This is a genomic window from Pseudobacteroides cellulosolvens ATCC 35603 = DSM 2933 (genome assembly GCF_001262605.1).
Taxonomy (GTDB): Bacteria; Bacillota; Clostridia; order Acetivibrionales; family DSM-2933; genus Pseudobacteroides; species Pseudobacteroides cellulosolvens.
Genome location: NZ_LGTC01000001.1, coordinates 3105520 through 3129122 on the forward strand (window position 1 = coordinate 3105520; position 23603 = coordinate 3129122).

Sequence of the window (23603 nt, forward strand, 5' to 3'; positions counted from 1 at the left end):
ATGCCTTATCTATATGCCTTTTCTATTGCCTTTTTCCATTTTCTTTTCCATTGCTTTTTCTATTCGATGGAAAGACTTTATTTTCTTTTTTGTTTTCCATATTTGTATTTATGTTCCAAAACTTAAGCCAATCCTGGAAAAACTTTATTTTCATCCATTTTTCAACATCCATTATTGGTGCGGGTTTGCGGGTTTGGGTTTGAAAAAGGTTTATTTGATATATACACTGATAGTGTTAAGGAAAAGGAGCAAGTTATAAGTTTTTTTATAAAATGAAGTAAGTCTTTCCAAAAAGTAAATAAAGTCTTTCTAATGATAAAGGTCAATATACAGGATATTGCCTGATATATTTTCCTTCCTCATTTTTATTATTTTTAATAACACTCCAATCTCATCGTCATCAAGCGAATCTTTCATTTTTATAAGCATTGACTTTATTCCTTCATATGTATCTGATGTTTCAGCCTCATTTAAATATAATTGTATAATTTTTATATCTCTATTTGCTAATTTCTCATCATATTTTTTAACAAGAAAATCACTACAGAGGAAAGCAATCTATTAAAGTAAATTCTTATCAGGATTTATCAATACTCTATCATTAATACAATAGCAATTTGGAAATTTAGCCAGTTCATCAATTATTTTATTTCTATCAATAAAATAGACTCTTAAAATATGACTTAGGCTTTAATATAAATATAATGCTTATATACAACAGAAACAGATACATAGACAACATTTACCGCCAGAAATTTTATTCTTAATAAATCAATTTTGAAAGGATGATTATTATGTCCCAATCACAACATTTAATTAAAGATTTCACAAAATTAACTTTATGGCAAAAAGCCAACGAAGTAGAGCAACAAATATTCAATATTACAAAAAGATTCCCCAAAGTAGAACAGTACCGCCTGGTAGACCAGTTAGTAAGATGCAGCCGTGGAGTAAGTGCAAATATTAGTGAAGGAGTCTGTGTTATTACAAAAGGCAGAGCCATTTATCATTTAGACTTGCAAGTGGTTCAAATGTCGAGACCCGTAACCATATAATTACTGCTTATCAATGCGGTTACATCTCAGAGGATGAATATAAAATGTTTGAAGAAAACCTAAGCCAGATATCAAAGATGCTTAGTGGATTGTTACGTTCACTTTATCAGAGAAAAGATAAAGAATAGCAAAAACTAACTTTTGTTATCTCTGAAACCTATGAAACAATAGAAGGTTTTAACTATTTACATCAATCTTATGGATGCAACTCGTACGAATCTTCATCTCTCCCCTGCTCTTTAAGCCACTCCTTTACCTGCTTTTCTATGCCCATTCCCATGTCATTACTTCTCATACGCTCCTGTACTTTGAGTACATATTGAGGTGGAAACATTTGTTTTATAGACTCTATTATACCTTCCCCTGGCATCGGAGTTATATAGTCCAGAACGTAGAATTCTCCATCTTCCTTCTGCTTTAAAACCATTACTACAGCCCCACTACCTCCAGAAAACAACCTAAACCTATCTTCATCAAAGGAAAAACCTCTTCGGTGTACATATAAATAAGCATACTTCTTTCCATTCCTATCCTCCACTCCAAAAGTATTATGCACCTCAAACCACTTTAATTTTCTATAAAAACATCTTGAACTCCGAAGTAGTATATATTCCGATATTACGGCATCCATGTCTGTTCTATCTATCAGCCTATCTGGTACAGAAACTTTATTTGTAAATGCAAAAACAATTTTAACCGTTGTTCCATTTCCGAGTTCCCTCTCCTCTGGAAATGCAGTAATCTCAACCTTATTTCCATTTACTTTTTTAGTAAAGAAACAGACTAAACCTATCCTTTTATCTTTTTCCTCTTTCCAGCCTGATTTCTGCATTTCTTCTATAAAACCTGGAAGAACATCATCTATTTTTCTACCAACATATTTTAAAGCACTAAGACCTTTAGGTACTATCGGATTGAATATTTTGGGTATATCCGATTCCACAATTTGAGATATCGAATCATAATTAATGTTGCTGTTGTTGGGCTCTAAGTAAATGGTATTTGTTTTACCCTTCATTAAGAATATCAACCTCTTCTGCTTTTTATAGCCCGTAGCATTGACATTCACAATTGCAGGAATCGGAACAGCAGGTTTATAAAGATATGAACCCGTTCCTCCAGTTCCAGGCTGCCCTTGCAAAGTTATTTTAGGGAACATCTCTATATCAGGGTCAAGGACAAATTTTTGTGATGTTTTGTCAATGACTTCTACAGCAGCATAATCACCGTCAAAAATAATGCAGGATACACAGACTATAAGAATTATTAAACTTGTAACAATAATCAATTTCTTTTTGTTAGCAGCAATGATTATAACTCTCTTCATAAAATCATTCCTTATGGTTCGCCAAGTTAGGGTTCAAAATGGAGAATTTATAGACTTGATGTTCTTGCTTAAGTAGATTCACTTCCACCCATTGCTCCTTCTGCTGGGTATATTCATGTAAGAGAACATCATCTCCATTGGTAATCCTGACAAAATCAAACCTGTACTTATTACCGCCTCCGACCGCATACACACGTATTATTGAATCATCCTTTTCAATCTTGTCTATTTCATCAATCAAACCGTACCAATTATTATAAACCGTTCCCACAAGTGATTCGGCATCATAATCCCAATGATGTAATGGATGACATAGAAAATCTTCAGGAACATAGTCTATGGATTTGATTTTCCAACCTTCCGAAGGTGTATTTTCAGTTGTTATAAGCCCGTAATAATAAGCAAAATATCCTGGCTGTGATTTATTATCGCCTTCTCCTTTATACGGCGGACCAGTTATAACTTCAATTTCTACCATAATATCCAGCCATATTTGACGCATCTTTCAGTATTGCATAGTAGGCTTGGATTACATCTTCTTGGGTCTGAAAGACAGTTTGAATTTGAGGTGTTTGTTCCGATTTATTAATAAAGTCCTTTGCAGCATATTTTAATCTAAATGCGGGCTGTTTGGACGGACGCTGGAATCGTTCGGAAATATCATCTTTATCATATACATTAAATGCAGTCTGTACTTCCTCTTGATTCCTATCATCTTTATGAACAAATCCTCCCATTACTGTCTGGACCTTTTTATTCTCAAGTACCATCCATATAGAAACAAAAACTATTGCAATTATAAGAAGTCCAATTATAGGTATTCTAAACCGTTTTAGTGAAATAACCATGTCACCAGCCTCTCTTCCTATCATAAATATATGAAATTATGAAGGGAAACATCACAAGTGAAATATGCAATATAACCTATTAAAATATTTATTTGAAATCCTGATTTATCTTTGAATAAAATTGGATTCAATAAATAAAGAAGGGATTGATTTGATGAAATACACACAGGCATATAAAGATGAATGCTTTAGCGAGTTCTTAGAAGGAACAATTATCGCTATGGAAGTACTTCTTAAGTTGAAAAAGATAACTACCGAACGTATAATTTCTATGCGGAAAGACCTTATACAAATGCTGAAAAAAAATGAAGTTAATACGGATGAAAAAATGGAAGTAATAAACAAAGCATTAAATAATGTACTTACAGAGAATGGTTATGACAAAATATTCTAACCACTAACCACACGAAACAGGCTGAACCAAGCCTGTTTTTTGTATGACTTTTTCTTATTTAATATGTTTCGGTAGCCATTCTCTCCGGTTATGATACGGTGAATAGCCAATACCCAGGGGCTCATGTTATGGAGGAACGGTCATGTATATTCAGGAATGAGGATTTAAGGGTTTATGATTAGGATTGAATAGATAAATGTGGATACTCCTTTATAGACTCTCTCTATTGATATTAAATAATTATAAATTTACCAAAAAAGGAACATTAAATGATTTCATGCAAATCACAAGATAAACAAGTGCTATAATCCATGCAACTATGGGGTTCTTATTGTGCAGAGCAATCAATGGGAACTGGATAGTATTATGCAAGAGTGACCACCAAATATTCCATCCATTGTAATACTTTATTGTCTCTAAATTGAGGTTAATAAGTTCTAAAGCCATATAAATTCCTATCCACATACTATTATATGCAATTTGATTTAATAATTTTTTAGGATAACGAGATAAGAATACTAATACAGTCGGAAAGAAACAACCAAATATTAATAGCAGTTCATCAAGTGGGGATATTAAAAAATTAGTTGGAAAATCCCACAAAGGCTTATCATTAAAAATAGCAACATAAATTAAATCAGCCATACCAACAAAGCACATTGTAGGATAGTATTTCTTCCAATTCTTACAGTCTCCCCATTTATATGCAGTTACTAAAAATATAGAAACTGATATAATCCTTATCAAAATATAATTCATTTTCTTCCCCTCAATATATTTTATCCATACATCTGTCAAACAAGTTTACTATCACAAAAATATAGTCTTTGCTTGTATAGACAAAATGTTAAATTGGTTAAGAGTGCTGCTCCATCACACGCTCTGCAAACAAATACCTTTTCTGCAATATGCCTACAGTCAATCCAAAAATAATTGCACCAATTAAGTGAGAATAGTAACCACTCATTGGTCTTATAGAAAATGTATTATCCTTAATAAGTACACCAAATATTATCTCAAATCCTAACCATGCAACTATACCGCTTACTGTTGATTTTATTAAAATATGTTCGTGTCCTACCCTTTTAAGTAAATAATAGAGTAAAATAGAAACTACAGAACCAACCATTCCCTGTACAACTAATCCCATTAACCAAGAAGGTTTATTTGCTGTAACAAATAGGCTGCTTAACTCGTAATCGCTATATTCGGCAAACCCCAATATTTTACAAATTTGTGTAACAATTTCGGCCATCAGTGTTGATAATGTACCAATTATACCTGCCATTAAAAATTTATCATTTTTCATTAAATATCAAATTTCTCCTAATTGCAAAAGATTTTGTCTATTTTATATCATATAAATGATTTTTTAACTAAATTCTATAAATAGTTTTTTACTTTTTAACTTTTTAATACATAATCTACTTCACTTTAAAACTTCCATTAACTTATTTCATGATAATATCAATTGTTATCTTCCATAGTGAATCTATTTTAATGAATTTTATATCAGTGCTCTTTTTATCTCTAAAATTTACATCTGATATTTGAGTTTTGTTAAGTCTGGAGAAAAGGGCAGTACCCATATAAGCACACGCTGTTGCCATCTCATCCATAATAGTGGTAGTAAACCTTTCTTTTAACTCATTTTTCATGTATACACCTACCTCAATTAGTTGAGAATCTATATTCTTATATATGATTTCAAAATCTCCTGAAGCAATTATATTATCAACATCGGAATCTGAAAAAACTACACCTTTTGGACCTTGGGGTTGAAAAAACATTTCATAAATCCTAATAATGTCTTTAATAAAAAGTCTTAACTCAAGTTCTGTTATTTCTGTCTCTACAAATCTCATTATCTATCCTTCTTTTCTTAATATTACTTAAGGGTCTTTTATAGGCATAGCCACAACAAGATATTTGAACATTTTGCTTAATAGCAGTATTTTGTCCAAAAACATAGTAATTAATTAAAACAACCCAAAATATAGTTACCAGGGTCTGTAATAGCAGATTTTACTTTGTTGTTTATCTCTTCCTCTGGGTCAGAGAGGTAAATTGCATTATTTAGGCTTTTACCCATTTTAGCATTTCCATCAAGACCAATTAATCGTGGACAATCTCCTAACAATACTTCGGGTTCAATTAGAACAGGCTTATAAAGGGCATTAAACCGCTTTACAAGTTTTCGTGCAACTTCTATATGTGGAATCTGGTCTTCACCTACTGGTATTAAATTTGCTTTACAAAACGTTATATCTGCTGCCTGACTAACTGGATAGCCCAGAAACCAATATGATAAATCCTTATATCCATATTGTATGGCTTCTGTTTTAATTGTAGGGTTATGTCTTAGCACATTAACCGTAATAAGCATTGAATAAAATATTGTCAATTCAGCAATTTGCGGTATTTGTGATTGCACAAAAAGTGTTGACACCTCTGGGTCAATGCCAACTGAAAGATTATCAAGAACAACATCATATACTGCCTTTTGTAATACTTCAGGTTTTTCAAAATGGGTTGTCAATGCTTGAATATCAGCAATAGTAATAAATGTATCATACTCATATTGCAATTTTACTCTGTTTGCCAAACTCCCGACGTAGTGTCCAATATGGAGTCTGCCTGTTGGTCTTTCCCCAGTCAAAATTCTTTTTTTCTCGTTCACAAAAATCACTCCAATTTAATTTATTTTTAATATTAATGCGTAAATAAGTGAACCACCACCAACCGTCTTCCATATCCCACCACCTCCTACAAAAATCAAGAAACTAAAAAACCTCTTATCCTGAAATAGGACAAGAGGTAATTCTCCTGCGGTACCACCTAAATTAGCAAAATGCTCGCTTAATTACATGTACAAACATACATGACGCTTTGATAACGGGTGCGTTTCCCGACAACTCCTACTATATTTCAGGTTGCACTCACAAGTCCATTCAATACAAGCATCCATATCGCATTCCCACCTTTGGCGACTCTCTGTGATTTCAACCTGCATTTACTCTTCTTGCTCATCGTTTTTACTACTATAATTATATACTAAATCATTATCAGCATAAACACTCTCATAAAAGTTAATTCCATCGTCCCGCCTTAGTATTTCCTCAAATATAAAAACAAGAATTTATCTCCAACCTATAATTTCAGTTAAGTTTTCTTATTTCCATATCCCTAATAATACCCAAGTTCCCTTTATACTCGATTCTACCATCTTTAATGAGTTCTAATATCCTCCAGAATAAAAAGATGTCAGATATAAAACTATCACACCTTCCAATACATTCTCCTACTGTTCTTATACATTTTGAAAACTGCTTATTTGTATAATACAATATCATTTCATCATAATACGAAACCTCGACACTGACAATTTCCTTATTATTTACAACCCTCAAATCTGCGTTATCTTTCTGAAGTCTCACCCATAAATCCATTTGAGCACAATACACTACTCTATCTATTTTCTGCCTCTTTCCAATAAACCACTCCAGCCTTTCGGGCATTATATCTCCCACACTGCTAAACTCAATAATAGTATTTCCTTCGTAGATTTTTCCAGATACATTGATTGTAAATACGTTTTCAATTTTTTCTTTAAGAAGAGATAACAAGTATAATAGTCCGCTCGTCTCTTTTCCGCTTTCTGCATACCAGATATAAATACTCTGGTCACTTATACTTGAAACTTCTTTATACAGATAGTCATAGTTATCTCTTATATCATCAATCATACAATGGTTATTTGCAGAGAAAACCGTCCTGCACCAGTCAATCCGCTTGTTAACATTATCAAAATCATTAATTGGCCCATTAGCCAGGTCATCTAAAAGATGTATAACTTTTTTACCCTCGATAAGACCTTTTTTTATAGCATGTTTTATGGTTCCAGCCGCACTCTCACTAAAACAAATATGTATGATTTCCTTCACAGTAATCTCTCCATAAATTAATATTTCTTTTCAACACATATATTCATTAACAAATTTTCATATTGCCCCCGACACTTTTAGTATAAGTAAAGATGCTTAAATTTCATTTGTTTGCCGCCACACCATAAATACAAGTAAAACTTATCCCATACCTTACGATATTCTATATCATCAAGTTCAACCCAACTTTCCATGTAACACCTCTAATAAATGCATTTCATAATTCAAACCCATTAACAGTAGAACCCTTAATATTGAAATTTGTAAGATATTTTATTACAGCATCTTTATCAATTACAAGAGCGTCATATTCAGTATACATAGCCATCATAAATTATCCCACAAAAAGTTTCGAATTTGATAGTGCAGAATATGCAAATAGCTTTGGAAATTATTTAGTATTCGCCGATAATGTATTTATGCAATATTGTCCTAACACTATTGGCAAAATCATCTGCAGCACCCCAATCGAAATTAAAAAGCCACCCCTGGGAGCTTCCCGTTGCAATCGCCCTTACATCGGTAACTCCCTTAAGGTTATCAGCAATAACCACAAGAGCCACTCTGTTGCTTACTCGCATGAAATATTTCTCAAAAACCAGAGTTCCAATGAATTGTCCATCACCCAAGTCATTTAATTCTTCATGCACCAAGTCAGCATTTTCGTTATCCCTAACCATGCTCAATACCTGTATGGGATCTATACTCACTTTAAAATTACATTTACCCATTGATGTTGCTCCCCCCCCTCTCTTATCATCCATATATACTATAATCGTTCAAAAAAATTTTCAACACAAACAATTTATATTCCCTAAAATTTAACTTTTACCCTTTCAAACTCCGGTACCTGAGGCAAAACTCCATCTTCAGGTCTGAAGAAAACCTCCAGGTGGTTGGTACTTGGTTCATATACAATGATTTGTTGTGTCCTCACATTGTAAAGACACCCCTCTGCCTGTGTTCCTACAGTACTGCCGGTATAATATGAAGCAATCTCTTTTAATTCATCAAGTGTTACTTCATCGCCTTTTGACAATAACTGATTTTTCATACTATCCCACCTTAAGACATTACCTGTCTCAGATGAATGATTGTCATAGTTTCCTATAAGCATAAAGGAATTAACAACTCCCAATGAATTATCTATACCCCATTCAATCCCGTCATTCAAAGGTGAATTTTCTCTCCTGACATCCCGTAAACTATTAACATCTGTACTCATATTATTCTCCAAGACTCCAGCAGTTTTTGGGTCACATAGAAAAATCAGATGCCCTATGCTGTAAGCTCTTTTAGCTGCCTTTAAATAGTTGGCAACACCATCGATTGTTTTATAATTTTCCAGTGAATATCTTAAATCCATGGGATAAGAGTTCTTTGATTCGGAAGAATAAGGTTGTCCTGTTCTTGAATCCAATATAGCGGCAAACACCCTATCATTGTTAAACCCTGAAATAACGCCCATAAAACCTAAATATCCAATAGAACATATAGATTTTTTATCATTTTTAAAGGTTATTACTGCTTGTAATTTTGCTAATTGATTTTGCGAACCCTGATACCAATCCAGTATCCTTTCAGCTATAGTTTTTTTAGAAACGGATCTCTCTCCATATACCGCAAGGGCAGAACATTGAGTAGATCTTGCTACGTCTGGAAATAAATTCAACATATATATTTCCTGTAACGAGAGTTTTCCATCTCCACTAACATCTTCAGCCTTACCTGAAAATATAGATGCCATGCCCTCTATTTCATTAATGTAATCAATTGGGATTTGAGTTTTAATATCATTGACTCTCTTAATGTAAAGTTGATATGTACTGTCAGAGCCTGAACATTCTGCTAAATAGGAATCAACTAATCTTTCATAATCGGGAACCGCCTTAAGAATTTTTCTTGCATATTCTTCTCCCACCTTCCAATGTGTTTTGCATCTTTTAACATCAATATTTACTTCAAAATAATTTCCCTTGTCAGTTATGCCGACACTCTCCTTTTTATCAATGGGCATGTTATGTACACAAGCACTGGACATAATTGATGATGACAACATGATTAACAATACAATAATACTAATTTTTTTCTTCATATGTACCTCCACTTTAAGTAAACTCTTTAACTATTACCATGTTATATATATAATACCACTACTTACAATTAATCACAATATTACCTTATGGCATTAAATAGTATTAATCAGATCCATTAATTCGCTTGTATCACTTTCAAAATTATAAAATAGCGGTCTGAACTTTTCATCCAAAACCAATAGGTATGCCTCCCCATTTTCCGGAAATATTATAAACATTTGGTCCATTGAATTTATTCCATCGAAGTTTAGCCATTTATTATTTACTTTCGCAGACGGTTCAAAGGGTACTCTAGCAATATAACCTTTTTCAGGAATAGCCTTAACTTTATCATACATTCCAGTAATATTTGTTAAATACAACTCCGCTTTATTCTGAATTATAGTATTCGCTTCAATCTCCCTTATTACTTCTCCCTTGGCAATATCAAAGATCTCAATGATTTTATGTACATTAGAAGAGTCTGAAGATGCCAAAAAGGATACAAGATTGTCTCTGCCAAGTTCACCAACATTGGAACTTATGGCTTTAAATTTGTTATCCACATTTATATCCTCTTTGTGCTTGTATAGGATGGTCCCAATAGAACATAACATAATAAAAGCAAAAAATATCCCTATATATCTTGTTTTAACTTTAATAATAACCATAGATATCTCACCTCATTATTCAATATGTGATAAGATGAGGCTTTATTACAATTTGGCAGGAATTTTATTTAATCATACCTTGGTAATATTTTAGTCATTTTAGATAAGCTTATTTTCATCTTAGGAAGTGCTTCTTGTTAAATCATCTATAATGCCTGCTGTGAGAATAATCAATAAAGGCATTATTGAATGTGCATATCTTGCCTCCGGAACAAAGAGAAGCTGCAAAGCCGTCATCATAATTATAAAAATGGAAATCAACATATATTTTCTTTTAATAAATGAAAGCATAACTCCAAACCACCCAAAAGAAATGATAAAGCTATGTAACATTTCCAGACTTTTAAATACAGAAACTCCCTCAGGAGGATAGAGCCATTGGGATTTAAATAAGAATGTAAATTTGCCTATTGTAAACCACTTTAGATAAAGCAGCGGCTCATTCTTGAATCCTTCTATTATATAACCCAGGCCTGCTTTAAGCTGATTGTCCACATTATATTTTGATAGATCTACATTATGAAAATATGGAAATGTTCCCGCGATGAGAGGATTACCGGTCTGTGTTGCCAGAAACACAAACTTGTTAAGGCTAATAAAATTTCTTACCCACCACGGAATCATAAGAATAAGCACACCTGCACATGTAAAAAACAATGACTTTAATACACTTGTTTTCCTATCCATAAAATACTTATATATAAATGGTACTACAATTAAGGGTAGTGCAGTAGGTCTTACCATTACAGCAGCGGAAAAAACAAATCCGCATAACACTGCATTCTTCCTCGACTTAATATTTTCAAGAAGTATGAACTGTATGTACAGGTAAAGTACAAATAAGAAATTATACAGAGTTTCGGTTAAAATCAATGTTGCAGCCCAAATAAAGCTGGGATATACGGCATAAAATATTGCTGAAACAAACCCAACAATCCTGTTCTTTATACGCTTTCCTAAAAGGTACATTAAAAGGCATGTCAATGCACCAAGGATAGCTTGAACTATTCTTACAGCATCAAGCGGGCTCCCACTCTTATACCCCCAAATGTAATATATTGCACTTAGAAACAATGGGTATCCTGGAGTTATGGTTGCATTCGGTACCAATGCCGGACGATGTAATGAATAACTGTCTGTATAACCTAGATAACCGTTATCGAGAAAGTTTCTTGCCATAACATCATAGTTGTATGAATCATTTTTTAGGGGTGGATGATTTATAGTGAAGACATAATAAAGCCTGAAAAAAAGTGCAGCTAAAAAAATCACAAGCAGGCATGACGCAATTATAAGCCTGGTTCTCTTTATGTATAGATTTTTTGCTTTATCAGTAATTCTCGTTATGTAATTCATTATGCTATACCGCCTCGTTATCAGCCTGGTCATTACTTGATACAAGATTACTTTGGGAATCCCGGACCTTGCCTTCTACCTCCAACTTTTCTTTTATCAGAGTTATTTCCTGAGTTAAACGAATTATTTTTTTTGATTGATTTGACAGTACTATTGTAATTTGAAGCGAATATACAATCAAAAAAAGCAACCCAAATACAAACAGTACTGAAGGTGCATATTTAATATTTATTAGAGCTGATATCTTCTCTATAAATACAGGTGATATAGACAGCAGCAAAATTGTAAGTCCAAACAAAATCCAGAGCAATGAATACTTGTCCGACAGCTTATTTTTTCTCACAAGCTCAACAACAATTACTAAAAATATAACACTAAAAATTATGGAAAGCAAATAAATATTTATTATCATGATAAAGCACCCGACCTGATAGAATTAATTAAGAGAACTATACTTACCTTAATCATATAATATGCAGATTTAAGCGGGGTTATGGAAGAAGTCCCTCCTTGCCGTTCTTTCATTTCTACGGGAATCTCAATAACTTTAAATTTCTTTTTATGCAGCCTTACCAATACATCTACCTCAGGGTAGTCGGAAGGATAATTGTCAGCAAAATACTCCAGAATTCTGCGATTGACAGCCCTAAATCCTGATGTAGTGTCTTTTATAGGATTTCCAGTTAGCAATGTGACAAGGCTCGAAAAAAACATCATACCTATACGCCTTGATAATTTTGAGTTATAACTGGTTTTCTTAACATATCTAGAACCTATGACCATATCGGCACGACCTTCCACCAGCGGGGCTATAAGATCCCCTATATAGGCAGGATCATGCTGGCCATCCCCATCTAATTGAATTGCAATATCATAATTATTAACCTTTGCATAAAGATACCCAGTCTGAACTGCTCCTCCTATGCCAAGGTTATAAGGTAGCTTTAGAACCTTCACACCACTTTCCTCTACGATTTTGGATGTGTTATCATATGAGCCGTCATCAACAACTACCAAATCAACATCATGGCCTGATTCATATAAGCTGCTTATGACTTTTGGAATGCTTTTTTCTTCATTAAATGCAGGCACTATAACTAATATCTTCTTGTTCCATATATTTATAGCACTCATATAACATTTGTGGGGATTGCTCCCTTTCTCCTTTTCTATTGTTTACTATATAAAAAGCATAGTATGATTACTTTTTTACAATACATTACCATTTAGTTTGCTCAAAAATATTTTTTGTAAACAATAAAATCAACGAGATCCGGTGCTAAATTATACCATATTCAGCAATTTAATGTCAATATACCCCTACATTTATTTACATATCTAAGATTTATTATTAATTAAATTCAGCTTATACACGATAAAATATATAGTCGCAAAAACTGGTTTCAGATATTATGAATAAACCGTTAGAAGATATTATGGTACAATATTCTTATTGTGATATAATTATGTTTAACAGCTATGATCATGCAGCCTTTATAGACTTCAAATTCATATCCGGGCTAAATCTTGTTATTTCAAAGGAGCTTTGTATTGGAATGGCAGATATCTTAAGTAAAGCTGCTGCAATAGTTCCATCGAGAATATATATAAATTTCTTTGAAGTATCTGGTGTTCATGCGTGGCGTTTTATTAACGGCACACCGGTCTGTTCGGTAAAAAAGTTATGATTAATGGAGAATCTAATAATGGAACAAAACACAAACAAAAATATATACTCAATTATAAGAGACAATTCCCGTTTATATACTGACAAGCCCTTAATTGTCATTGATAACGAGGAAGTTACTCATAGGGCGTTTATAAAAGATGTTGATACCATTGCCAATGCCCTCCGAAACTTTGGAATTTCACCAAACCAAAAACTTGGTATTATTATACCCAACTCTGTTATGTGGTATAAAATATTTTGGGCTGCAGTAAAAATTGGTGCCCGGCCAGTGCCATTAGATCCTCAAATAGGTCAGTGGGAAATGACCAGGCTTATGAATCTTATGGATATAGAGGTATGTTTTGCTGCCTCATCATACAGAGCAAATAATATTATAAAAAACTTACAAAAAGCACGCCTTGAAATTAAATCTCTTAAAACAATAATTAGTATTGATCAGGATATTAAAGAAGATGGTACCATGTCTTTTGCAAGCTTCATTGCATATGCCGATACCGTATATTCAGACACCATATACCCGCCTGATGATAATCACGCACTAATGCTTGCCTGTACATCGGGCAGTACAGGAAACCCTAAGGTAATCGTGGTGCCTCATGTTGGCTTTTATAAATCGCAGCTTGATATGGCCGATTATCTTGGATTTAACTACACAGACACCATGCTTCTAGGCATGCCTCTTTATCACCAGGGTGGTTTCGGCATGGGACTTCAAATGATTTTAAAAGGCGGAACGGTAATGTACCAGCCTTTATTCGATCCACTTATGTTCTTAAACCTTATAGTTGAGAAGAAAGTTACTGTAATACAGCTTACCTCTACCCTAGCTAAAATTCTATTGTCTTCCCCCGAGTTTTACACTTATGATCTGTCAAATGTCCGTATTTGTTATTTTGCAGGCGAAGTACTGCCGATGGAAATTGCAAAAGCCTTTTATGAAAAACTTGACATAAGGGTTATCAATGTTATTGGTTCTTCAGAAACCGGAACCATGGTTATATGGGACTCTATGTACGATAAAGGTACTGATCCCAGTGATTTTCAGCCACTTAGCTTCACAAAGCTAAAAATTTTAAATGACAAAGAAAATGAGGTTCAGGAAGGCCAGATAGGAACCATATTTATTCATACGGATGCTTTGTTCATGGAGTATTATAAAAATGAACTGGAAACGTCACTTAAGCTCAAGTGGTTTGATGGCCTTAAGTGGTTTAATACAGGGGATTTGGGATTGAAGCTTTCTGACGGAAGAGTACGCTTTACCGGCAGGGCTAAAAGAATAATAAAAAGAGGCTCCAATCTTGTGTGCCCTGAAGAAATAGAAGGATTTCTTCTGACTCACCCCGATATAGAAGCCATTGCAATAGTTGGAGAAAAACACCCTGTTATTGGTGAAATGATTGTGGCTTATATTCAGCCCAAAAAAGGATGCTCCATAACAAGGGGAAATCTTATGAAGTTTTGTCAGGGAAAGCTCTCTGCATACAAGGTTCCTGATCAGGTAATTGCAACTGATGAAATACCAAAGGATATCGGTAAAGTACAGTTCAAATACTTAAAGGACTAAATATTTAGCAGTTATATACTTGATAATTATTACATACTTAATAACTACAAATTTAAAAATATTTTATCATTATTTTTCTTTATATATCCTTCTTCAAATAGCTCGGTTATGGCCTTTTCGAAATCCGATTTTCCATATTGGCTTTCCATATTGCTCCACAGTTCCTTATCCTCTATTTTAGCAAAATCCAGAAAGCCTAAACTAAACAAATTTTCAACTACATCATTTTTTATCATTCTCATTTTATCTTTTTCGTCATATGGCGGCAGAAGTTTTACACTTTCAGGAATTATCCCTCCATTATCATATTTGTAAATAGTATATAGATAACCCAGACTCATAGTTGACGGGGTCTGAAACCTTATGAGGCTTTGAGAGCATAGCTCCGCTTTCCCATCCCCGTTAAAGTCCTTGCAAATATATCTGTATATATGAGGGTAAAATCCTTCTTTATCTTTCAGAACTTTTTCTATTTGAAGTTTACTATCCTTCTCAACAGACTCTACATCCTCTTTCGAACTCACAGCTGTTAGCTCTTTGTTAATCTGTGGAAAGCCGATTTTTACTTTTCCGCCTTTTTCGTATCTGAAGTCCATATCAGGTAAATCCACCTTAAGCTCCCTAAGCTTTTTATCTCTATATTCATAGGCTTTTATTTCTCCGGTCATTCCAACACCATTTGTCATCCAAGAGTATGATATGGCAATTATGGAACCCTTATTTGAGGGTATAAATTCAACAGTTGGTGTGTCATACATTATATGGTAAGGCTCACTTACCCACCCAATCTCATCCTCAACATTCACTTCACTTAAACCGACTTTTAGCTTAAGCTGTCCATTTGAATCTTTTGTCCGTGCTTTATAAAATGAAAGCACCACATCATCTGCTGTTCCGTCACCATCAGCATCATGCCTGTAGGCCTTTTTCATGCTGTCCTGAATTTCATCCGGCAAATCAATTGCATATTCTGCCTCATCAATAGATAAGCTTTTCCAAAAAGCACTGCTGTCACCCCAAAGCTTATAGATGTTCCCATCTTCTTTCATATAAAAAGTATTATCTTCAACAGACAGCAAAATCTGGTTTGCCCCCGCAAACTCCAAACTATAGTCATATTTATTGTAATCAAAGCCAGGGTTATCAATAGCTACAGTATCAAGCTTCTCAGATTTTTGCAGCATGTCCAAAATAGTATATATTAATATGTCTGATGCCTTATAAGCTTTGTCATAGCCTTTTTTCCGTATCTCCAACGTATGTTCATCATTAGCTGCTGCCAATTCTTCAAATGTCTTAAAAAGCAGCTTCTTTGAAGGATCAACCCTTGCTGTTGAGCTGTCCTTCTGCAAGGAATTTGTCTCAACTACTGGTTTATTATATGGCTCTTCCTCTATCTTACCGCATGATGCCAGTAAAGAGAGGGATAGTGTAACTGTCAAAATGAATTTTGGCAAACTGCTTCTCCATTGTATCAGCATAATAATTCCTCCATTTAAGCAAACCATATTAAAAGTATTAAATCTATTAAACTTTTGTTGTAAAGCACTATTCTTCCCGACTACGTCAAAAATCCCGGGTTTAATCAGAAAGCAACGGTGAATACATCATTATCGCATTGTTTTCTGTAATAAACTCATCATCCATCAAAATTCCGCTTTCATTATAAATCCTTCTATAAATGGTATTGTGCCTTATATATCCGCCCCAATATGTACTTTTTATACTATGATCCTTCTCGTATACTTCATAAGAAATGTTTTGCGGCTTTTCAGTCCTCCACTCTGCGTGGAGGAACTCATCGTCAATATTTAATTTCAGTTGATAGTCGGCATCTGTTTCATTAAGAATCTGAAGATCGATATAATTGTACACGCAGGTTGCACCACTGCCAAATGGCTGTGTTCTACCTGTATCAGGAAAAATATCATGGCTGTGTCTGTATCTCTGAATTACAGTAAGTGGCGTATGTAAGGTTATCCAATATATTATGTTGGATAACTGGCATAGGCCTCCTCCAGTACCTTCTCCAAAACTTCCATCAGGATTTAGTATAAGGCCTTTCAAATAGCCTTTTCTAGCAGACGGCTTCCCTATAAGTTTCCAAAAAGAAAATATCTGGCCTCTTTTTATAATTAATCCATCTATTCTTTTTGAAGCTATTCTAAGATTAATAACCTTATTATATTGCAAGCTTATATCCACACCGGAAAGCTTTCTTATCAAAAGTGTTTTATGCCCAAAGGCCCTATATGCCAAGCTGCTATATGAAAAGGAATTTGCAAACTTGTTTCCCCCTAAATACCATTGGCAGGATCTAAGAAATATATAATACCTCTTACCTAGATAAATCCTAAGTTTCAGCCTTTTTTTAGGCTCCTCATATATAGATCTCATATTTACCATCTCCAAGTATCTATATTAAAGGCGTTAATAGTCTCTTTTCTATTATAATAGATTTGGGGGAGCAATAAGTTACATATTAGTTAAGAAATGATTAACAATTGTTTCCTAGACATAAAAAAATTTTACTGCATGTTGTAATTTTGCAGTAAAATTTTCTAAAGATAAATGCTTTTTAATATTAATGTACTAAGATTATTTCTTTTTAGAACCAAGCAGTTCTTTTGCACCTGAAACTATAGCCTCTTTAGTAAGACCGTATTTCTCAAGCAATGCATCAGGTTTACCGGATTTACCGAACTTGTCGTTAACTCCTATCCTCTTCATAGCTACAGGACAGTTTTCTACCACAACCTCAGCAACAGCACTGCCAAGACCGCCGATAATGCTGTGCTCTTCAACAGTAAGTATAGCTCCAGTTTCCTTTGCTGCCTTTACTATTATATCTCTGTCAATTGGTTTTATGGTATGGATGTTTATAACTCTAGCCTTGATTCCTTCGTTTTCCAAAAGTTTGCTTGCTTCCAATGAAAGATGAACCATATAACCTGTGCTTATTATGGTTAAATCATTTCCACTGGCTATTTCAATACCCTTGCCCAATTCAAACTTATAATCGTTCTCGTCGAAAATTACAGGACAAGCAAGCCTTCCCAATCTCAGATAAAACGGTCCTTTGGTTTCTATTGCAGCCTTTACTGCAGCTCTTGTCTCTACAGCATCTGCAGGACTTATAACAGTCATATTGGGTAGAGCCCTCATAAGAGCAATATCCTCTATGGTTTGGTGGGACGCACCGTCTTCACCTACTGTAATACCCGCATGTGTAGCACCTATTTTAACATTCAGTGCAGGGTAGCATATTGAGTTTCTAACCTGCTCAAATGCCCTGCCTGAAGCAAACATTGCAAAAGTGCTGGCAAAAACAGTTTTATTGCAGGTAGATATACCTGCTGCTGTAGCCATCATATTGCCTTCTGCAATACCCATATTTATAAATCTTTCAGGATATTTATTTTTAAACAAATCAGTTTTAGTTGATTTTGATAAATCCGCATCCAAAACTACTATTTTGGAATCACCGCCAAATTCTAACAACGCACTTCCATACGCTTCTCTTGTAGCTATCTTCTTATTCTCCATGGTTATTCCACCTCCAATTTAGCCAAAAACTCATCCAGCTCTGCTATTGCCGCATCTCTTTGCTCTTTATTTGGAGCTGTGCCATGCCATCCTGCTTTATTTTCCATAAAGGATACGCCTTTACCTTTTACTGTTTCAGCAACCACCATAACCGGTTGGCCTTTTGTCTTTTTAGCTTCATCAATTGCATGGATAATCTGCTCATAATCATGGCCGTCTATTGCAATCACTTTGAAGCCAAAAGCTTCGAACTTATCCTTAACTGGTTCAGGTGAAAGAACATCGGTAATTTTACCATCTATTTGGAGACCATTGTGATCAAGGAAAACAGTAAGGTTATCCAGCTTGTAATGTGCTGCACACATAAGTGCTTCCCATACTTGGCCTTCCTGAATCTCACCGTCTCCTAAAATCGAATAAACTCTATAATCTTTTCCATCAAGCTTGCCTGCTAAAGCCATTCCAACTGCAGCTGATATTCCCTGCCCTAATGAACCGGTTGACATATCAACTCCAGGCACAGACTTCATACTTGGATGTCCCTCAAGATAGCTATCTACTTTTCTAAAGGTATGTAAATCTTCTCTCGGAAAAAATCCTTTTTGTGCCAGAGCACCATACAATGCCGGCGAACAATGGCCCTTTGACAAAACAAAACGGTCCCTGTCCTCCCATTGAGGATTCTTGGGATCAACCCTCATTTCGTTAAAATAAAGTACTGACATAATATCAGCACAAGACATAGATCCTCCAGGATGTCCTGAGGATGCACTGTAAACCTGCTCAATAATATCCTTGCGGATTATTGTAGCGTAACGTTTTAATTCTTTAATCTTCTTGCTATCCATCACTACAACTCCTTATATTAGAATAAAAATCAGAAATAAGCTTATAAATAAATCATCATTAAAAAGTATACTATAGCAAAAGTAATTAGTCCAGAGTAATAATGGCTAATGATTAAAATATTACCTCCAATTATTTGCCTTCATAGGTCTTAAATCCTTCACCTAAAACCTCTCTGATGTCAGTAAGAATTATAAATGAATTACCGTCTATTTCCATGACCATTTCCTTTAGCTGTTGAAGCTGACCTCTATGTAGAATACACAACAGTACATTCTTTTCCTTTCCGGTATACATCCCTACACCCTTTAGTGCCGTTACCCCTCTATCCATGATATCCATTATACTTAAAGCAATTTCATCAGATTTATCGGATATAATTAGAACAGATTTTGCAAAATTAACTCCTTCCAGGACCGCATCAATTACTTTGGAGGATATATAAAGTGTTATTATAGCATACATTCCCAGGTGAAAACTATTAAATGCAATGGTAGCACATATGATTATAGCTGTATCGATAATCAATATAAGCTGCCCCATAGTGAGGTTGGATATAAAATGGTTTGCTATTCTTGCCGCAAGGTCGCTTCCCCCTGTAGTAGCACCAGCCTTGAAAACCATCCCCAAGCCAAGCCCCATCAAAAAGCCACCGAATATGCTGTACAAAAACAGGTCTGGAACCGATGGAGTAGGCTCAAGTTTAACCAAGTAATTCTCCACAAAATACTTTGTATAAGGCTCCAGGAAATCAATGAAAACAGAGAGGAGTATTGTGCTGAAAAGTGTTCTTAAAATGAACTTTCTGCCTATAAATTTAATCCCCAAAATAAATAACGGGATATTTAAAATCAGCATAATAGCTCCTACCGGAAGCTTCTGATAGCTTAAATAATATATGACTGTGGCTATACCACTAACTCCTCCGGGAGCAATCTTATAGGGTACCATAAACACGTTTATTGAAGCTGCCGTAATAAACGAACCCACAACAACCAAAAAGCTGTTTCTCCAAAAATCATTGTTTTTCATATTTGATAATAGTTTTTTCATAATTCAGCACCCATGTTTCATATATACATTTTTATACACATCTATATATATTTATATTCCTGATTCAATCTTATTATTTTCCAGATGCCAAAAAATGATACACTAATAATACTTTTTACCTGCAAAGAGTTGTTGCTATTTTAATATGGTATGCTATAATATACACGGGTTTTAACTCAATGAACGGAGAGATAAAATATGAAAGTTCTTCATTTAATAGGCGGCGGGGATGTTGGTGGAGCAAAAACCCATGTTCTCTCGCTTGTAAAAGAATTGAGCAAACACATAGATGTAAAGCTGATAAGCTTTAGAAAAGGTGTATTTGCTGAAGACGCCAAAGCTATGGGTATAGATGTAGAAGTTATTCAATCCGGCAATATATTAAAGGATATAAGGAGAGTTATCTCAATTGTACGGAATGAAAATTTTATAATGACCCACTCCCATGGGGCAAAAGCAAACATGATAGCGGTGATTGTAAGTCGCTATACAAATGTTCCTACAGTTACTACAGTTCATAGTGATTATAGGCTTGATTACCTTCAGAGCTTCGTAAAAAGGGTTACATTCGGTATTATAAACACAATTGCACTAAGGTTTATAGACTACTATGTGGCTGTCTCCAGGAATTTCAAGGACATGCTGGTAAGCAGGAAATTTTTAGCCAACAAGATATTTACTGTTTATAATGGAATAGATTTTGATGATAATATAGGTACTTATAATAAAAACGAATTTGCAAGGAAATACAATATCACCATTAATGAAAGTGATATTCTTATAGGTATTTTGGTGAGATTAACTCCTGTAAAAGGGCTTAATGTATTCATAAATGCCGCCAAGGAGGTTGTAAAAAAGAATCCTAATGTTAAATTTCTAATTGGCGGTGAAGGAGAAGAACGAAAATCTCTTGAATCAAAAGTAAACTCGCTGGGATTATCTGACAATGTACTTTTTTTAGGCTTTGTCAATAACTCATACGAGTTTATGAACAGCATTGATATAAATGTTTTGACATCCATAAGCGAAAGCTTCCCATACTCAATCCTTGAAGGAACCAGAATAAAGAGAGCCACCGTAAGCAGCAATGTTGGGGGTCTGCCGGATCTTATTGATCATGGTGTAAACGGATTTCTTTTTAATCCTGGAGATCACATAAAGCTATCGGAGTATTTGCTAAAGCTTGTCAATGATAAAAACCTAAGGGAAGAAATGGGGAACAGGATTTATTTAAAAGCAAGTGAAAAATTTTCACTTAAAAATATGTGTAAGACTCAGTTGGATATCTATGAATCTGTGCTTAAAGCCAAGGGGGAATCAAGTCATTCCCATCCTGACGTAATAATTTCAGGGTACTATGGTTTTAAAAACATAGGGGATGACGCCATGCTTATGGCCATTACACAAAATTTGCTTCAACAAAAAGAAGACGCTAAAATTATGGTATTGTCCAGAGAGCCGCATGAGACAACAGGCCTGTATAATGTCGACTCAATGTTTCGGTTCAATCTCTTAAGAATACTTAGGTCAATGAAACCAGGGAAATTATTTATAAACGGCGGGGGTAATCTTATTCAGGATAACACCAGTACAAGATCCCTTATGTATTACCTTTTTATGATCTGGATGGCAAAGAAAAGACATATGAAGGTTATGCTGTATGCAAACGGCATTGGCCCAATAAACAGGAAAATAAACAGAAGAATCACCAGATATGTATTAAATAAAACAGATGTAATAACATTAAGAGAAAATTCCCCTTCAAAGCAGGAAATTGACAATTTACTTATTACCTCACCAAAAGTTATAATAACTGCTGATCCTGCTACCACTATACAACCTTCTACCACAGAGCATATAGATAAAATTCTTTCTAATGAAGGTATTGAATCAACAGGCCCATATATAGGCTTTTCCATCAGAAAATGGCATGGTTTGGGGAAATATGAGCGTGTTGTAGCAGATACCGCAGATTATATATCAAAAACACACGGCTTAAAGCCTGTTTTTATACCCATGCATTACCCTTCAGACCTTGCCATATGCGAAAGAATTGTCTCTAAGATGAGCGGTGATGCTTATATTATAAAAAATAAATACTCGGTTCCTGAAACAATAGGAATAATAAGCAGGATGGATATCCTTGTAGGAATGCGGCTTCATGCACTTATTTTTGCTGCCTGCCAGGGTATTCCGGTAGTGGGCTTGGTATATGAACCGAAGGTGGAAGGCTTCCTGAAGTCAATAAATCAGCCTTCTGCAGGACATGTTAAGGATCTTGACTATGAAAACCTTAAGGGAATAATTGAAAATGTGCTTAAAGACAAGTCAAAAATCAGCAAACAGTTGATTGGTGTTTCAGAATCCCTTAAGCAAAAGGCAATAGAAAATGCCAAAATAGCAATAGATCTATTATAATCAATAAGCAATGATAGAAGAATGAATTTATATATAGGAGTAAGATTTTTTATGAGAAATACTGTTGATATATTAGGTGTGCCCGTTGATAAACTTAATATGAGAGAGGCCGTTAACACTGTAACAGCATTTTTATCCAAAGATAAACTTCATGCTGTATATACACCCAATGCAGAAATCATGATGGAAGCCCAAAGAAACCCATATCTTAAAGATATACTTTGCCAATCCGATTTGCTTGTTGCAGATGGTGCCGGTGTAGTAATGGCATCAAAAATATTAGGCCTCGGACTTCCTGAGAGAGTTGCAGGCTTTGATCTTATAAAGAATCTGTTTGCTGAAACAGATAATACCCCTATGAGGTTCTTCCTATTCGGAGGCAAACCAGGTATAGCGGAACAAGCAAAGAAGAATTTGTTGGAAAACTACAAAAATATAGAAGTAGTGGGTGTAAGAAACGGTTACTTTAACAGTTCCGATGAAAAAGAAATTATTGAAGAAATTAATACATCCAAGGCAGATATTCTTCTTGTAGCCCTCGGTGCACCAAGACAGGAAATATGGATTCATGAGCACAAGAACCTTCTTAATGTTAAGGTCTGCATAGGTGTCGGAGGCAGTTTTGACATTCTTTCAGGCAATGCGAAAAGGGCACCCGAATTCTTTCAGAAACATCACTTGGAATGGTTTTACAGACTATGTAAGGAACCATGGCGATATAAGAGAATGCTGGATTTGCCCAGATTTATTATTAAAGTAACAAAGGTACGCCTATTTAACGCATGAATGAAAATTTGAGGTGAAGCATACACC

General features: G+C 34.6%; 25 protein-coding genes, 1 pseudogene and 1 other annotated feature. Of the genes and pseudogenes, 6 read left to right on the plus strand and 20 right to left on the minus strand.

Annotated elements, in window-relative coordinates; genetic code table 11:
* Positions 1 to 22 precede the first annotated feature (22 nt).
* A complete protein-coding gene (locus tag Bccel_RS32085; RefSeq protein WP_276326223.1) occupies positions 23 to 154 on the minus strand; it encodes a hypothetical protein in 132 nt (43 codons plus the stop codon).
* Positions 155 to 794: 640 nt separating this feature from the next.
* Between Bccel_RS32085 and Bccel_RS12670 the strand changes: the two are divergent.
* A pseudogene (locus Bccel_RS12670) lies at positions 795 to 1183 on the plus strand (four helix bundle protein).
* Positions 1184 to 1251: 68 nt separating this feature from the next.
* Here the strand turns inward: Bccel_RS12670 and Bccel_RS12675 are convergent.
* Genes Bccel_RS12675 through Bccel_RS12685 form a run of 3 tightly spaced genes read right to left on the minus strand, consistent with a single transcriptional unit; the run spans position 1252 to position 3230 of the window.
* A complete protein-coding gene (locus tag Bccel_RS12675; protein WP_036942750.1) occupies positions 1252 to 2382 on the minus strand; it encodes a hypothetical protein in 1131 nt (376 codons plus the stop codon).
* A gap of 4 nt (positions 2383 to 2386) precedes the next feature.
* On the minus strand, positions 2387 to 2860 hold the full coding sequence (locus Bccel_RS12680; protein WP_050753414.1) for a hypothetical protein: 474 nt from the start codon (positions 2858 to 2860) through the stop codon (positions 2387 to 2389).
* The gene (locus Bccel_RS12685; RefSeq protein WP_036942753.1) at positions 2847 to 3230 is read right to left on the minus strand and encodes a hypothetical protein; all 384 of its coding nucleotides are present in this window, start codon (positions 3228 to 3230) and stop codon (positions 2847 to 2849) included. Before Bccel_RS12685 ends, Bccel_RS12680 begins: the two co-directional genes overlap by 14 nt.
* Before the next feature lie 151 nt (positions 3231 to 3381).
* Here Bccel_RS12685 and Bccel_RS12690 point away from each other — a divergent pair, with 151 nt between their 5' ends.
* A complete protein-coding gene (locus Bccel_RS12690; protein ID WP_152965997.1) occupies positions 3382 to 3624 on the plus strand; it encodes a hypothetical protein in 243 nt (80 codons plus the stop codon).
* 240 nt (positions 3625 to 3864) lie between these two features.
* On the opposite strand, the gene Bccel_RS12695 is transcribed toward Bccel_RS12690, so the two are convergent.
* The 11 genes from Bccel_RS12695 to Bccel_RS12745 all read right to left on the minus strand — a co-directional run bounded on the left by Bccel_RS12695 (position 3865) and on the right by Bccel_RS12745 (position 12804).
* Entirely contained in the window at positions 3865 to 4383 is a 519-nt protein-coding gene (locus Bccel_RS12695) for a CBO0543 family protein (protein WP_036942759.1), read from the minus strand.
* Positions 4384 to 4480: 97 nt separating this feature from the next.
* Complete coding sequence (locus Bccel_RS12700) at positions 4481 to 4933, minus strand: DUF6789 family protein (protein WP_036942762.1); 453 nt, start codon at positions 4931 to 4933, stop codon at positions 4481 to 4483.
* A 142-nt stretch (positions 4934 to 5075) separates the two neighbouring features.
* Complete coding sequence (locus tag Bccel_RS12705; protein ID WP_036942765.1) at positions 5076 to 5489, minus strand: hypothetical protein; 414 nt, start codon at positions 5487 to 5489, stop codon at positions 5076 to 5078.
* A 110-nt stretch (positions 5490 to 5599) separates the two neighbouring features.
* Positions 5600 to 6304, minus strand: a complete 705-nt coding sequence (gene trpS / locus Bccel_RS12710) for a tryptophan--tRNA ligase (protein ID WP_081926963.1) — start codon at positions 6302 to 6304, stop codon at positions 5600 to 5602.
* Positions 6305 to 6427: 123 nt separating this feature from the next.
* Positions 6428 to 6663, minus strand: a binding site (T-box leader).
* A 119-nt stretch (positions 6664 to 6782) separates the two neighbouring features.
* Positions 6783 to 7568: a DUF1835 domain-containing protein gene (locus Bccel_RS12715; protein WP_050753415.1), complete on the minus strand. Its 786-nt coding sequence runs from the start codon at positions 7566 to 7568 to the stop codon at positions 6783 to 6785.
* A 395-nt stretch (positions 7569 to 7963) separates the two neighbouring features.
* The gene (locus tag Bccel_RS12720) at positions 7964 to 8299 is read right to left on the minus strand and encodes a DUF6054 family protein (RefSeq protein WP_036942768.1); all 336 of its coding nucleotides are present in this window, start codon (positions 8297 to 8299) and stop codon (positions 7964 to 7966) included.
* 83 nt (positions 8300 to 8382) lie between these two features.
* Positions 8383 to 9663 carry a C45 family autoproteolytic acyltransferase/hydrolase gene (locus Bccel_RS12725; RefSeq protein ID WP_036942770.1) on the minus strand — a complete coding sequence of 427 codons (1281 nt, stop codon included), beginning with the start codon at positions 9661 to 9663 and terminating at the stop codon, positions 8383 to 8385.
* Between the two features lie 93 nt (positions 9664 to 9756).
* Positions 9757 to 10209, minus strand: coding sequence for a hypothetical protein (locus Bccel_RS12730; RefSeq protein ID WP_152965999.1), 453 nt, complete (start codon positions 10207 to 10209; stop codon positions 9757 to 9759).
* Positions 10210 to 10434: 225 nt separating this feature from the next.
* Positions 10435 to 11670, minus strand: coding sequence for an ArnT family glycosyltransferase (locus Bccel_RS12735; protein WP_036942775.1), 1236 nt, complete (start codon positions 11668 to 11670; stop codon positions 10435 to 10437).
* A 4-nt stretch (positions 11671 to 11674) separates the two neighbouring features.
* Positions 11675 to 12082, minus strand: a complete 408-nt coding sequence (locus Bccel_RS12740; RefSeq protein ID WP_081926967.1) for a DUF2304 domain-containing protein — start codon at positions 12080 to 12082, stop codon at positions 11675 to 11677.
* On the minus strand, positions 12079 to 12804 hold the full coding sequence (locus Bccel_RS12745) for a glycosyltransferase family 2 protein (RefSeq protein WP_036942777.1): 726 nt from the start codon (positions 12802 to 12804) through the stop codon (positions 12079 to 12081). The genes Bccel_RS12740 and Bccel_RS12745 overlap by 4 nt, the downstream gene beginning before the upstream one ends.
* Positions 12805 to 13082: 278 nt before the next feature.
* Here Bccel_RS12745 and Bccel_RS12750 point away from each other — a divergent pair, with 278 nt between their 5' ends.
* Complete coding sequence (locus Bccel_RS12750; RefSeq protein ID WP_152966001.1) at positions 13083 to 13358, plus strand: tautomerase family protein; 276 nt, start codon at positions 13083 to 13085, stop codon at positions 13356 to 13358.
* Positions 13359 to 13376: 18 nt separating this feature from the next.
* The gene (locus Bccel_RS12755) at positions 13377 to 14927 is read left to right on the plus strand and encodes a class I adenylate-forming enzyme family protein (protein WP_050753416.1); all 1551 of its coding nucleotides are present in this window, start codon (positions 13377 to 13379) and stop codon (positions 14925 to 14927) included.
* Positions 14928 to 14971: 44 nt separating this feature from the next.
* Here the strand turns inward: Bccel_RS12755 and Bccel_RS12760 are convergent, their stop codons facing one another.
* The 5 genes from Bccel_RS12760 to Bccel_RS12780 all read right to left on the minus strand — a co-directional run bounded on the left by Bccel_RS12760 (position 14972) and on the right by Bccel_RS12780 (position 20372).
* Positions 14972 to 16408 carry a hypothetical protein gene (locus Bccel_RS12760; protein ID WP_036942781.1) on the minus strand — a complete coding sequence of 479 codons (1437 nt, stop codon included), beginning with the start codon at positions 16406 to 16408 and terminating at the stop codon, positions 14972 to 14974.
* A 100-nt stretch (positions 16409 to 16508) separates the two neighbouring features.
* Positions 16509 to 17324, minus strand: coding sequence for a VanW family protein (locus Bccel_RS12765; protein WP_036942784.1), 816 nt, complete (start codon positions 17322 to 17324; stop codon positions 16509 to 16511).
* A 201-nt stretch (positions 17325 to 17525) separates the two neighbouring features.
* Positions 17526 to 18473: a transketolase family protein gene (locus Bccel_RS12770; RefSeq protein ID WP_036942788.1), complete on the minus strand. Its 948-nt coding sequence runs from the start codon at positions 18471 to 18473 to the stop codon at positions 17526 to 17528.
* Between the two features lie 2 nt (positions 18474 to 18475).
* On the minus strand, positions 18476 to 19321 hold the full coding sequence (locus Bccel_RS12775; RefSeq protein ID WP_036942792.1) for a transketolase: 846 nt from the start codon (positions 19319 to 19321) through the stop codon (positions 18476 to 18478).
* A 130-nt stretch (positions 19322 to 19451) separates the two neighbouring features.
* Positions 19452 to 20372, minus strand: coding sequence for a YitT family protein (locus tag Bccel_RS12780; protein WP_036942795.1), 921 nt, complete (start codon positions 20370 to 20372; stop codon positions 19452 to 19454).
* 198 nt (positions 20373 to 20570) lie between these two features.
* Here Bccel_RS12780 and csaB point away from each other — a divergent pair, with 198 nt between their 5' ends.
* Together csaB and Bccel_RS12790 are read left to right on the plus strand one after the other, a co-directional pair.
* Positions 20571 to 22790, plus strand: a complete 2220-nt coding sequence (gene csaB / locus Bccel_RS12785; protein ID WP_036942798.1) for a polysaccharide pyruvyl transferase CsaB — start codon at positions 20571 to 20573, stop codon at positions 22788 to 22790.
* Positions 22791 to 22841: 51 nt separating this feature from the next.
* Positions 22842 to 23576, plus strand: coding sequence for a WecB/TagA/CpsF family glycosyltransferase (locus tag Bccel_RS12790; protein ID WP_036942799.1), 735 nt, complete (start codon positions 22842 to 22844; stop codon positions 23574 to 23576).
* The last annotated feature ends 27 nt before the right edge of the window (positions 23577 to 23603 follow it).

Excerpts from the sequence above, each read along its gene's own strand:
- csaB (WP_036942798.1), top strand. The coding sequence starts at position 20,571 with ATGAAAGTTCTTCATTTAATAGGCGGCGGGGATGTTGGTGGAGCAAAA.
- Bccel_RS12750 (WP_152966001.1), top strand. The coding sequence starts at position 13,083 with ATGAATAAACCGTTAGAAGATATTATGGTACAATATTCTTATTGTGAT.
- Bccel_RS12725 (WP_036942770.1), bottom strand. The coding sequence starts at position 9,663 with ATGAAGAAAAAAATTAGTATTATTGTATTGTTAATCATGTTGTCATCA.
- Bccel_RS12790 (WP_036942799.1), top strand. The coding sequence starts at position 22,842 with ATGAGAAATACTGTTGATATATTAGGTGTGCCCGTTGATAAACTTAAT.
- Bccel_RS12780 (WP_036942795.1), bottom strand. The coding sequence starts at position 20,372 with ATGAAAAAACTATTATCAAATATGAAAAACAATGATTTTTGGAGAAAC.
- Bccel_RS12745 (WP_036942777.1), bottom strand. The coding sequence starts at position 12,804 with ATGAGTGCTATAAATATATGGAACAAGAAGATATTAGTTATAGTGCCT.
- Bccel_RS12770 (WP_036942788.1), bottom strand. The coding sequence starts at position 18,473 with ATGGAGAATAAGAAGATAGCTACAAGAGAAGCGTATGGAAGTGCGTTG.
- Bccel_RS32085 (WP_276326223.1), bottom strand. The coding sequence starts at position 154 with ATGAAAATAAAGTTTTTCCAGGATTGGCTTAAGTTTTGGAACATAAAT.
- Bccel_RS12775 (WP_036942792.1), bottom strand. The coding sequence starts at position 19,321 with ATGGATAGCAAGAAGATTAAAGAATTAAAACGTTACGCTACAATAATC.
- Bccel_RS12695 (WP_036942759.1), bottom strand. The coding sequence starts at position 4,383 with ATGAATTATATTTTGATAAGGATTATATCAGTTTCTATATTTTTAGTA.
- Bccel_RS12760 (WP_036942781.1), bottom strand. The coding sequence starts at position 16,408 with ATGCTGATACAATGGAGAAGCAGTTTGCCAAAATTCATTTTGACAGTT.
- Bccel_RS12685 (WP_036942753.1), bottom strand. The coding sequence starts at position 3,230 with ATGGTTATTTCACTAAAACGGTTTAGAATACCTATAATTGGACTTCTT.
- Bccel_RS12755 (WP_050753416.1), top strand. The coding sequence starts at position 13,377 with ATGGAACAAAACACAAACAAAAATATATACTCAATTATAAGAGACAAT.
- Bccel_RS12680 (WP_050753414.1), bottom strand. The coding sequence starts at position 2,860 with ATGGTAGAAATTGAAGTTATAACTGGTCCGCCGTATAAAGGAGAAGGC.
- Bccel_RS12735 (WP_036942775.1), bottom strand. The coding sequence starts at position 11,670 with ATGAATTACATAACGAGAATTACTGATAAAGCAAAAAATCTATACATA.
- Bccel_RS12700 (WP_036942762.1), bottom strand. The coding sequence starts at position 4,933 with ATGAAAAATGATAAATTTTTAATGGCAGGTATAATTGGTACATTATCA.
- Bccel_RS12765 (WP_036942784.1), bottom strand. The coding sequence starts at position 17,324 with ATGAGATCTATATATGAGGAGCCTAAAAAAAGGCTGAAACTTAGGATT.
- Bccel_RS12740 (WP_081926967.1), bottom strand. The coding sequence starts at position 12,082 with ATGATAATAAATATTTATTTGCTTTCCATAATTTTTAGTGTTATATTT.
- Bccel_RS12675 (WP_036942750.1), bottom strand. The coding sequence starts at position 2,382 with ATGAAGAGAGTTATAATCATTGCTGCTAACAAAAAGAAATTGATTATT.
- Bccel_RS12705 (WP_036942765.1), bottom strand. The coding sequence starts at position 5,489 with ATGAGATTTGTAGAGACAGAAATAACAGAACTTGAGTTAAGACTTTTT.
- Bccel_RS12720 (WP_036942768.1), bottom strand. The coding sequence starts at position 8,299 with ATGGGTAAATGTAATTTTAAAGTGAGTATAGATCCCATACAGGTATTG.